At 47.0% G+C, this 11612-nt stretch carries 8 protein-coding genes and 2 pseudogenes; 5 read left to right on the top strand and 5 right to left on the bottom strand.

The window, feature by feature from the left end; translation table 11 throughout:
* Positions 1 to 47 precede the first annotated feature (47 nt).
* Positions 48 to 2396: pseudogene (locus CEQ32_RS12190) on the top strand (response regulator); the annotation flags it as partial.
* Positions 2397 to 2456: 60 nt separating this feature from the next.
* A complete protein-coding gene (locus tag CEQ32_RS12185; protein ID WP_037414530.1) occupies positions 2457 to 3473 on the top strand; it encodes a two-component system response regulator in 1017 nt (338 codons plus the stop codon).
* 55 nt (positions 3474 to 3528) lie between these two features.
* Here CEQ32_RS12185 and ygfZ read toward each other — a convergent pair whose 3' ends face one another.
* Positions 3529 to 4482 carry a tRNA-modifying protein YgfZ gene (gene ygfZ / locus CEQ32_RS12180; RefSeq protein WP_088586096.1) on the bottom strand — a complete coding sequence of 318 codons (954 nt, stop codon included), beginning with the start codon at positions 4480 to 4482 and terminating at the stop codon, positions 3529 to 3531.
* Between the two features lie 135 nt (positions 4483 to 4617).
* Positions 4618 to 5847, bottom strand: coding sequence for a phosphoglycerate dehydrogenase (gene serA / locus CEQ32_RS12175; protein WP_037414534.1), 1230 nt, complete (start codon positions 5845 to 5847; stop codon positions 4618 to 4620).
* 156 nt (positions 5848 to 6003) lie between these two features.
* Between serA and CEQ32_RS12170 the strand changes: the two genes are divergently transcribed.
* A complete protein-coding gene (locus CEQ32_RS12170; RefSeq protein WP_055648172.1) occupies positions 6004 to 6612 on the top strand; it encodes a DUF2238 domain-containing protein in 609 nt (202 codons plus the stop codon).
* Positions 6613 to 6976: 364 nt separating this feature from the next.
* Positions 6977 to 7597 carry a helix-turn-helix transcriptional regulator gene (locus CEQ32_RS12165; RefSeq protein ID WP_055648173.1) on the top strand — a complete coding sequence of 207 codons (621 nt, stop codon included), beginning with the start codon at positions 6977 to 6979 and terminating at the stop codon, positions 7595 to 7597.
* Here CEQ32_RS12165 and CEQ32_RS12160 read toward each other — a convergent pair.
* A complete protein-coding gene (locus CEQ32_RS12160) occupies positions 7594 to 9207 on the bottom strand; it encodes an IS1634-like element ISShes12 family transposase (RefSeq protein ID WP_011715680.1) in 1614 nt (537 codons plus the stop codon). The two genes, CEQ32_RS12165 and CEQ32_RS12160, sit on opposite strands and share 4 nt — an antisense overlap.
* 90 nt (positions 9208 to 9297) lie before the next feature.
* Here CEQ32_RS12160 and CEQ32_RS12155 point away from each other — a divergent pair.
* A pseudogene (locus CEQ32_RS12155) lies at positions 9298 to 9375 on the top strand (DNA-binding response regulator); the annotation flags it as partial.
* A 176-nt stretch (positions 9376 to 9551) separates the two neighbouring features.
* On the opposite strand, the gene CEQ32_RS12150 reads toward CEQ32_RS12155, so the two are convergent.
* Positions 9552 to 11057, bottom strand: coding sequence for a curlin (locus CEQ32_RS12150; protein WP_055648263.1), 1506 nt, complete (start codon positions 11055 to 11057; stop codon positions 9552 to 9554).
* Positions 11058 to 11071: 14 nt separating this feature from the next.
* A complete protein-coding gene (locus tag CEQ32_RS12145; protein WP_037414543.1) occupies positions 11072 to 11491 on the bottom strand; it encodes a curlin in 420 nt (139 codons plus the stop codon).
* Positions 11492 to 11612: the final 121 nt, after the last annotated feature.

Here is an 11612-nt window from a genome sequence, read left to right as displayed (position 1 = left end):
GCTAAATGTGATCGTCAAATCGATCATGAATTTGGTTGAAAAGTGTTCGCGATCTCACCCTGCCCTCCGGTGAGCATTTATGGATGACAGTCAACGTTTCAAGCTTATTGGACAGCCAGAACCAATTTGAGTCAGCTGTGGTAAGCATGGTCGATATGACTGAGTTAAAACTGCTTTCAGAACAATTGCTTGTTGCCAAGGAAGAGGCTGATGCCGCCAGTAAGGCAAAAGGCGACTTCCTCGCGAATATGTCCCATGAAATCCGCACGCCAATGAATGCCATTATCGGGATGTCGCAACTTTGCTTACAGACTGATCTAGACAAAAAACAGAAAAATTATCTCGAAAAAATTGAGCGCGCATCGCAATCTTTATTATCAATCATTAACGATATCCTTGATTTTTCTAAGATTGAAGCTGGCAAGCTTGATATCGAAAATGTGCCTTTTCAACTCGATACCATGCTTGAAGATTTGAGCGATATCTTCTCCGAAAGGGCGGCTCAAAAGCAGATTGAATTGCTGTTTGCTGTCGCACCCAATGTTCCACGTTATCTGCTTGGCGATCCGTTGCGGTTGGGGCAAGTGCTGATCAACCTAATGAATAATGCGATCAAATTTACCGAAAGAGGAGAGGTATTACTGTCCCTCAGCTTGGTCGAGCAGCAAAACGATGATGTCATATTACGTTGTAGTGTGCGTGACAGTGGCATTGGGTTAACCCATGAACAACAAGCCAAACTGTTTAAGTCGTTTACGCAAGCAGACACGTCTACTACCCGTAAATATGGTGGTACAGGATTAGGGCTGGCGATTTGTAAACAACTGGTTGAATTAATGGGGGGAAGTATCGGGGTCGAAAGCCAGCAAGGCCATGGCAGTACTTTCTTTTTTACCGTTAAATTGCGCATCTCCAGTGGACAAAAGCTCATCGTAGGTCAAGAGCTTGAAGGTATGCCAGTATTAGTTGCCGACGACAATGCCACCGCAAGGGACATTATGCGAACCACTCTAGAGAGCATGGGCTTTCAAGTGGATACCGTGCGTTCTGGCGACGAGGCGGTGATGCGGTGCAGTCAGCAGGATTATGCTGTGGCATTGATTGATTGGAAAATGCCACATCTTGATGGGCTCGAAACCGCAAAACAAATCCTGCAACGGGCAAAAAAAGCGCCGCGGATCTTGATGGTATCAGCCCATGCGAATCAAGATTTCTTGACCCAAATCGAGCAACTTGGGTTAGCGGGCTACATCAGTAAACCTATCAGCGCATCAAGATTGCTTGATGGCATTATGAACGCACTTGGTCGCGCAGGGTTCCTACCCGTCAGGCGCCATCAAGACAGTATTGCGCCTGAGTTATTATTGCCCCTTAAAGGTAAGCGTATTCTGTTAGTCGAAGATAACGAAATGAACCTTGAGGTGGCGACCGAATTTTTAGAGCAAGTGGGGATTATTTTATCCATTGCCACCAACGGCCAAATTGCGTTGGATAAGTTAGCTCAACAGAGTTTTGATTTGGTATTGATGGATTGTCAAATGCCAGTGATGGATGGTTATCAGGCAACAAAAGCACTGAGACAAAGGCCCGAGTTAGCACAGTTACCTGTGATAGCAATGACCGCCAATGCCATGGCTGGCGACAAGGAAATGTGTTTAAGAGCGGGAATGAATGATCATATCGCCAAGCCGATAGAGGTTAACTTACTGTATCAAACCCTCCTAAAATATTTAGGTGCACCGTTACCGCCTCTAGAGCTTATTAATGATTCACCCAAGCCTGTGAATATTGATGTTGATTCTGTCGTGAAATGGCCTGAACACCCAGAGCTTGATATTGATAGAGGCTTGCAGTTAGTGCAAAACTCCACGCGCCTTTACCAAAGGATCTTTGATCGTTTTGTTACTAGCCAACGTAATGTTGTCGAGCAAATCAACAAGGCCGTTGCCAGCAATAAACGTGAGGATGCGGTGCGAATGGCCCATACGCTTAAGGGACTTGCGGGCAATTTAAGTTCCACAACGCTTGCGGAATTGGCTCGGCAATTGGAACTTCACTTAAGTGAAAATACTGAGTTCCAAGCGGAGTTGGACCAAATCCAAACGTTAGTGGCATCGATTTGCCAAGCAATTGAAAAAGTTAAACCTGAGTTTGAAGAATCTAGTGGGCCGACGGCGGAGCATTTACCACCAGAAGCCCTCATTGAGGCCTTAACGCGATTACGCCAAAGTTTAGAAGAAGCGGATTCCGATGCAGTCGCCCAAATGGATGCACTTAAACCGCAAGTGAGTGCGCAGTTATGGCAGCAGTTGAGTCCAGCGCTAACAATGATTAATCAATATCAATTCGATGAGGCCGTCGAGTTGATTGATGAAGTACTTGTAGACTTAACGTAAAACGGTCAATTATGCGCAGTATTGATCATTGATAAAGCCACTGGAAAGGTGAATGTGTTGATGGATAAGGCAACAATATTAGTCGTCGATGATACTCCAGAAAATATCGATATTTTGGTGGGCATACTCGGTGATGACTATAAGGTCAAAGTCGCGATTGATGGACCAAGGGCGCTAGCCCTTGTAGCCAAAACACTACCTGATTTAATTTTACTCGATGTCATGATGCCCGGCATGAATGGTTATGAAGTCTGTAAGCAGCTTAAACAGGAGCCCTTAACTTGCCACATCCCTGTGATTTTTGTGACGGCATTATCTGAGGTTGCCGATGAAGCACAGGGCTTTGCCTTAGGTGCGGTTGACTACATTACCAAACCAGTCAGCGCTCCCGTGGTGAAGGCGCGAGTCAAAACTCATCTCGCGCTGTACGATCAAAAACGCTTGCTAGAGCAACAAGTTAAAGAACGTACCCAAGAGTTAGAAGAAACCCGCTTTGAAATCATTCGCCGTTTAGGTCGCGCCGCCGAATACAAAGACAACGAAACGGGTCTGCACGTTGTGCGTATGAGCCATTATGCGCGGCTGCTCGCTATCAAACTAGGTTTACCGAGCACCTTCTGTGAGTTGTTGTATAACGCGGCGCCTATGCATGACATTGGCAAAATCGGCACGCCCGATGCGGTACTGAAAAAGCCGGGTAAGCTCGATGCCGAAGAGTGGAAAATCATGCAGCAACATGCCGCCATTGGTGCTGAGATCATTGGTGAGCATGGCGACCCACTGCTGCAAATGGCGCGGCGTATCGCCTTAACCCACCATGAGAAATGGGATGGTTCGGGTTATCCTAATGGCTTGTCTGGGGAAAATATTCCGATCGAAGGTCGGATTGTGGCGATAGCGGACGTCTTTGACGCGCTGACTTCGCGCCGTCCTTACAAGGAGCCTTGGACAATAGAGGCCACGCTCGAGTTACTCGAAAGCCAAGCAGGGCAACACTTTGACCCTAAGCTGGTGGCCGAATTTAAGCAAATCTTGCCCGAGGTGGTGGCGATTCGAGATACTTATTTCGAGCATTAAAAGCAAAAGGCGCCTAGGGCGCCTTTTTCAATACGATTCGCTTATCAGCGAGAAACTAGTCTTCGAGCGAGTAGGGCAATGCTTGAATACGTAAGCTAGATTGCTCGTCATCAGCGAAACGCAGTTTGGCGTCACTCTCGGTATCGTTGGCGAGCACGGCGCTGAGCAGCACTTGATTACCACGTTGAACAAATTCAATGATTTGTCCACCCTTGCGATAACCGTCTTCCAATTCTATCTCGATACCAGTTTCCAAATTGATATTTAAGGAAGTGGTGCCTTGAAGAATATAGAGCGCACGCTTGTTACCACCACGGTATTTCATCCGAGCCACAGTTTCTTGACCCATGTAGCAGCCTTTGTTAAAGCTGATCCCGTTGATAGCCTGTAGGTTACACATCTGCGGTACGTACTGATTAGCATGGCTTGGCGCTAGATTGGGATAACCCGCAGCAATTTCTAATGCTTGCCAAGCGCTGGCATCAAATACTGTATGCTCGGCAATGAGGGCACTTGCGGCTTGTGGTTGTAGAACCAATATAAATCGATCCGCATCTTTTAAAATGGCGCCATGCTCGATGAGAGTGAGTTCCTGAGTGACTTCACCGTAGTGTTGGCTGACAAATTGTTTAGCCTGTTCACCCGCCACACCGAGTAATGTCCACTCATCAGAGGCATTGGTCAGGGTCGCTTTACTAAATACCGCATATTTTTGCAGTTGTGGCAGATCCACTGCAATAGTGTCCTTTGGCATCAACATCAACAGCGCATCTTGGATGGCAAAGGTGCGGAAGCTAGCCAGCATCTTTCCCTTAGGATCACAATGTGCGCCCCAGCGCCATTGGTTGGCTTCAAGTGAGCTGATATCTGTGGTCACTTGGCCATGGATAAAACTGCGGCCCTGTTCGCCAACCACTTTGATAAGGCCTAGGTGGGATAAGTTGGCGAGCATAAGTGGAGGCGTGGAGGCGTCCAGATCCCAATTGGGTGTCGAAACTGCAATAGTCATAGCGAGATCCTGAAAATGAAGGCGATGCAAGAGGCTTGATTGTAGCGGAATTCCTCTGGCCTCAAAAGCATAAGGCGCACATATCTTAAATGAAATGTGCGCCTTAGATGGGGGCAAACCTAAGCGGTTTAGGCGTTAGAACAACACGCGAGTACGCAGTGTGCCTTCAATGGCTTTAAGCTCAACCAAGGCTTCTTCTGCTTGGTGGGTGTCGACTTCCATTACCACATAACCGATTTCTGCCGTGGTTTGCAGATACTGAGCGGCAATGTTAATGCCTTTTTCAGAGAAGGCTTTGTTGATTTTGATCAGCACGCCTGGACGGTTTTGGTGGATATGCAGTAGGCGAGAGGTACCTTTATGCATTGGCAGAGACACTTCAGGGAAGTTAACCGCCGATACGGTTGAACCGTTATCTGAGTATTTGGCTAATTTGCCTGCCACTTCGATACCGATATTTTCCTGTGCTTCGGCGGTGCTACCACCCACATGTGGCGTGAGTAGCACATTATCTAAACCGCGTAATGGGCTGATAAATTCATCATCATTCGATTGTGGCTCAATGGGGAAAACGTCAATCGCCGCGCCCGCAAGGTGACGCTCTTTGAGTGCAACCGTAAGCGCATCGATATCGACCACAGTACCGCGGGAAGCGTTGATAAAGATGCTGCCTTTACGCATAGCGGCGAATTCGGCAGTACTTATCATGTCTTTGGTTTGCGGCGTTTCAGGCACGTGCAAGCTTACTACATCGGACTGTGCCAGCAATTGCTCCATTGAATGGATTTGCTGGGCATTACCCAATGGCAATTTGTCTTCGATATCGAAGAACACCACACGCATGCCTAAGGTTTCTGCCAGGATCCCCAGCTGAGTTCCAATATGGCCATAGCCTATCACGCCTAAAGTTTTGCCACGGACTTCGTAACTGCCTGCGGCAGTTTTCATCCAACCACCACGATGGGCGATAGCGTTACGTTCAGGAATACCGCGCATCAGCATAATAATTTCGCCTAATACCAGTTCAGCTACGCTGCGGGTATTAGAGAATGGTGCGTTAAAAACGGGGATACCGAGGGATTCGGCGGTCGCTAGATCCACTTGGTTAGTGCCGATACAGAAACAACCAATCGCAATTAATTTTTCGGCACGTTTTAATACATCGGCGGTGAGTTGGGTACGGGAACGAATACCAACAAAATGAGCATCTTTGATGGATTCGTGCAGGGCTTCATCACCTAACGAGGCTTTGTGATACTCAATATTGGTGTATCCCGCGCGTTCAAACACATCTACCGCAGATTGGTGGACGCCTTCCAACAACAGGATTTTGATCTTATCCTTGTCAAGCGAATGTTTCGCCATGATATGGGTACCCTCTAATTAATTGAAGTGGTTCTTGTATGTTATGCTGACAACCTTGGCTCATCAAAGTAGCACTTTTTTTGCTCACTGTGGAGGGCTAGATGGCTAAAGTTAATATTCTAAAATTAGAACAATATCGCATAAGAGGAAGAAACATTGAATAATAAAATCGCTTGGTGCGGTATTTACCTCTCAGTATTAGTCTGGTCGGCGATAAAACCTGCTGATACTTTCACTTGGTGGCTTGAAGCTTTACCTGCATTAGTGGCGGTTCCGCTATTATTTTTTACCCGCAAACGCTTTGAGCTAACCCCAATAGTGTATTTTTTAGTACTTGTACATTGCTGTGTGCTGTTTGTCGGTGCGCACTATACCTATGCTGAAGTGCCATTATTTGACACCATTGCCCAATGGATGGGTAGTGAACGTAACAATTACGACAAGGTCGGGCATTTCGCTCAAGGCTTTATTCCTGCCATGTTGGCCCGTGAGATTATGTTACGCAATCAAGCCGTCAAACCCGGCGCTTGGTGCGCTTTTTTGGTCACTTGTTTTGTGCTCGCGTTTAGTGCCTTTTATGAGCTTATTGAGTGGTGGGTGGCCGCTGCAACGGGCGAAGGTGCTGAGGCATTCTTAGGCACACAAGGTTACGTGTGGGATACCCAATCGGATATGTTTTTAGCCTTAATTGGGGCCATCGTGGCGCTACTCAGTTTATCCCGTGTGCAGGATAAGCAAATCACTAAACTCCTGACTCAAGCCTAATCGTAGTCTGAGAACATCCAATCCCCTTTGAATTAGATTCAAAGGGGATTGTTATTCCCAAAAATGTCATCTTAAGGTGTTAATTTTTTGTTTAAACTTTCGATTGATGTTTTCATAGACTAAGGTATAAAGATGAATGTGATCTCCATCTCATTTAGTATTAATTGCTAGCAATTAAATACTATTTAGGAACTTAGTCGAATTTACTACATATAAATAGAGGTTATTAGTACATTTGGGTGATGGCATTCATACGGTAACTAGTCAAAATGGGCTATGTTAATGAGATGTACGCTGAGATTTAGGCAGATTTCATTAAGCCGGATAAAAAGATAATGAAATACTTTTCAGGGAGAAGAGTAAATTGGGTACTATCAATGAGTTAGTATTTTTACATCAAGTGGCGGCGCCTTGCCATTTAGCGATACTTGCTGAATCTATCGGATTGAAAACACGGATCGTTAAACATGCCTCAGCGTTAGAGTTAGATTTAGAAAAAGGGCATCGCAGCTTTTGTTTAATCGCCCAGAAAGGTGCGGCCTTAGATAATAAAGGGATCCCTTTGCTGGCATCTCGTCTTGTCCCCCATATTCCTGTGGCTCTGTATCAAGTTGAGCGCAATTCCTTAGATCAAGAGTCAGCTATGCTGCTTGGCATACGCGGACTACTGTTTACTGACCAGCGTATGGATTTGATGTTGACCGGATTGCGTAAAATGGTTGCCGATGAGCTTTGGTACGATAGAACTTTGCTCAGTAAGATGTTTCGTCGCGTGGTGCAAAAGTTGGATGGACAACATGATATGCCTGCCGACACTGTGGCCATGCTGCAAGCTCTTACCTCTAGAGAAAGAACCATCATTCAATTCGTTTCCAGCGGCGCGAGAAATAAGGAAATTGCCCATCGTCTTTGCATCAGTGAGCACACGGTAAAGGCGCATATTTCATCGATTTTCCGTAAAACCGACTTTCCGCACCTGATTTAGGAATAAATTTGCCGATACCGTTCGCCTAACACGTCGAGAATGATCTGCTGGTCCACTGTGAGTCCTGTGACTTGAGGTGGCGCCTCTCCCAACTGGTACTCGTGCACCCCGCCAAAGCGTAAAAAAATCCACCGCGCAGTCGGTTTTTGCGTGGGTTTCTTTTTCATGTCCGCCACACTCCGGTTCTGCTCTACTAAGCCCTGCCGGATCCGGTGCTCCAGCGCCGCATAAATCATCAGGCTACAGGTCATCACCATCAGCAACGCTTCGATACGTTCCGGTTTTTTAAGATATAACGAGGAGGTTAAAAATTCGGGACTTTTCAGAAACCTAAAACCACGCTCGACATTCTGCTGGGCTTTATAGGTAGCCAACAGCTCAGCCATGGTGAGCGTTTCACTGTGATCATTGGTCGCGAGGATGAACACCCCTGTCTGGTTGCGCGCCTCAGCCACCCGCGCCAAGCTACTTGCGGCTAACCCCTTGATGTGAAATTGGTAGTTCACCGGCATTTCACCCTTTTGGGGCCTTCCGCGCCCTGCATAGATAGGTTCACTCACGACTTCTGCTTCTAGTTGCAGCAGATTTAAGCTGACAGCAAAACGGGCTAATTCAGCCTGCGCATCGGTCTCGCAGGCAAAACGCTGGGCACATAATTTGTTGAAGGCTTTCAGTTCACGCGTGCTGTCTTTCAGTAGGTTTTTGGCTAATGTTTGCTGCTCACGGTGGCTGGCCTGTTCGCTGCGCACCAGCAACCAACGCTGCGCGACGTCGGCATAATTGGCGCTTTGCCAACAGCCATGATAGCCATTGCCCAGCGCAACCAGCGACTGGGTGCCAATGGTTGCCACGGCTCGCTTGGCTTCATTGAGGGTGACAGGCACACGAGTCACGAACAACTGTTGCTGTTGTGCCAGTAGTTGCAAGGTGTCGGCGCAATACAGCGCCGCATCGCCGACCAGATAACGACTCTCCTGCGCGGCCTTGAGACTGCTCAAGTGGCGCCGTACCGTCTGGGCAAAGGCCTTGGTATCATTAATATTACCACTCAAGGCTTGCATGTAGATGGGCAGGCCGGCCTGATTTTCACAGATAAGCTCCAGGATAACCTGGTTTAGCTCTGGCCGATGGTCGCGGCTATAGCCCCGTACCAATTGCAACTTACCGAGCTGCTCGCCATCGGCTTGGTCATAGGCGCCATCGACGTGGAAGCTGGTGATATCGAGGTGTACTGCAGTACTTTTGAGCCCCAATCGTTCAACGACCTGCTCCGCCATCACCTGATAAAGCGTGCTGACATCGGCCTCAAAGAGGGCATCAAGGCAGCGGCCGAGCACATCATCATTGAGGTCATCGGCACAGATCCCCGGGCCAATCAGGCGTTCTACAGGCTTGTTGGCAAAGAATTGCGGGAACATGTGCAAGGTCGAACTATGAAAGCCAAGACCGTTCAGTATCATCGCCACCAACGCTTCACCATGTGAGACTTTGTAGGGCGGCGTTTTGGGTAGCACCGCATCAATCATGCGAGCAATGCCGAGTTCTTGGCAAAGTGCAGCGACCAAACCAAGGTGGTCGAGGTTACGGATAGAGATAGCGGGAGCGGCCATGATGAATTACCTGCAAAAGAGAGTAATAGATCAGAATGACCGATCGCCGTCAAGTTTTTTAAATCGAAAATTAGGTGCGGAATGACGGGTAAAACCCAGTCACGAAATCGTGTCGAGTTATTAAGATGGGCTCAGACCTATCAAACCCATTTTGAGTTTTGTAGTTAAGCCTTTGTTGATTGGTATCTTGTTTGAAAGCGAGCGGGTGCGTGGTGTGATACCCAAACGATAAGACGAATAACGATGTACTTTTGCGTGTGATAGGCAAATAAAAACGGGAACATTATCAATGTTCCCGTTTTTATTTAGTCGCCTTCAACTTGAAGGCGACTCATATTTAAAGATTAGTACTGCACAACAGTCGCAACGTTCATATCACCATTTTGGGTTACGCTGATGCTGTTGTTGTTACCCGCTTGTGAGCCTAATACTAAGTTGTCATTACCTGTTTGGGAGATCATTAGGCTGTTGTTGTCACCACTCACGCCAAATGAGTTGGCAGCAAATGAACTACCGCTATCACCACCGACCCAGTTGCCGTTACCCGCTTGAGTGATTTCTGCTGAGTTTCCATCACCTTCGATGATTAAATCGATAAGGTTCAGATCGCCACGGTGTTGCAGTGCAGTTACATCGGCGTTGTTACCTGTTACGCTAATGATGGTCTCGTTTTGATCACCATCTTGCTCAACATCCACTTCGTTGTCGCTACCCACGGCATCCACATAAGCGAAGTTCGCATCACCTTCTTGACTGATTTCGATGCTGTTGTCTTCACCTGTTGCGAAGGCAACCAGCTCGTTGTTATCACCTTTAGAGGATAAGTCGAAGTCGTTGTCAGTACCGTAAGCGCCAAAGGTTGCGAAGTTAGCATCACCACGTTGTTTTAAATCAACGTCGTTGCTATCGCCCCATACTTGGAACTCTGCACCGTTGCTATCGCCTTTTTGCTTGATGGCGATATCATTATCATCACCTTGAATATCAGCAATTAAAGAATCACCAACTGTATTGCTATCACCATCTTGAGCGATGTCGATAGTGTTATCATCACCCGTAGTCATAGAGAGGTAAGCAATGTTATTGCTGCCTTCTTGCTTCATGCTGATATCGTTTTCGCTACCGGCTAAGGCGTAAACAAAGCCAGTGTGGTTATCACCTTTTTGGTAGATATCAACACTGTTGTCGTTACCAGCGATGCCTTTGGCTGCACCAAAGTTATTGTTACCAATTTGTTCAACTGATACGTCGTTGTTATTACCCACGTTGGCAGTCAGATCGAGTGCAATAAGACCCGCTTGGTTGCTGTTACCGTATTGTTTGATATCACCGTCGTTGTTGTCGCCTTGAACACGGAATACGGCAAGGTTTTCATCACCTTCTTGCTCAACAAATGCACTGTTTTCTGTGCCAGTGATTTCAACATAGCTTTCGTTCAGCTCGCCTAATTGGCTAACTGAAACAAGGTTGTCGTTGCCCACGACATCGTTGCTGCTTTGGTTGAAGAAGCCGTCTTGAGTCACTTCAACTTCGTTATTATTGCCTTCCACATCAACAGAGGCTACGTGCCAATCTGTTTGTTGGCTAACAGTCACTTTGTTAGCATCGCCAGTTGAGTTGACTTGTGCTTCATGCCACACACCGTCTTGTAATACGGTGGCAACTTGGTCGTTACCCGTTTGGGTTACTGCTGCTGCGTTAATGACACCAGTTTGAGCGACTAAGGTATCTTGACCTTGGCCTGTTTGCTCAACGCTGATTTCGTTGACTGTGCTTGCTGCTAGCGCATTACCACTTAATCCCGCAGTAATGGCTAATGCAATCAATGACATTTTTGCTTGTGATTTCATGTGACTCTCCCTGTTTAATACTGAGTTATTGAGATTGCGGCACCGTCCGCAATCTGTTGAATCGAAAAATTGCCGCTTCCTAGCTGGTTCAATTGCACCAGGTTGTCATTACCAATCTGGGTAATCGAAGCCATATTTTTAGTGCCGACTTGTCGTAGTTGGACTTCATTATTGGTTCCAATCTGTGTCACAAGCGATACGTTATCGTTACCCGCTTGCGTCACATAGGCGCTGTTATCGTTCCCTGATTGAAACACTATCCCTTGGTTTGCCGTGCCTTGCTGCACTAGGTCGATAAGATTATCGCGCCCTGAACGCTCAATTAGCGCCTGCAGTGTGACGGGCAATTCACTGACATCTGCCGCATGGGATGATGTCAGGCAACTACATATCAAGAGCAGCAGTACCAAAAAGCGTGTTAATGGATTTGGCACAAGTGACTCCTTGCATGTATTGGTGTTTTGGTCAGAGCACAGACTCTTTCCAACTCAGGCATCAAGGTACGAGCCATAGTGCTTAGAGACAATTGGCCAAAAGGGTATTTATTTTTGAGGT

It is taken from the genome of Shewanella sp. FDAARGOS_354, assembly GCF_002209245.2.
GTDB lineage: Bacteria > Pseudomonadota > Gammaproteobacteria > Enterobacterales > Shewanellaceae > Shewanella > Shewanella xiamenensis.
Note: the sequence above shows the minus strand (reverse complement) of the source record. Positions and strands in the feature narration are given on the sequence as shown.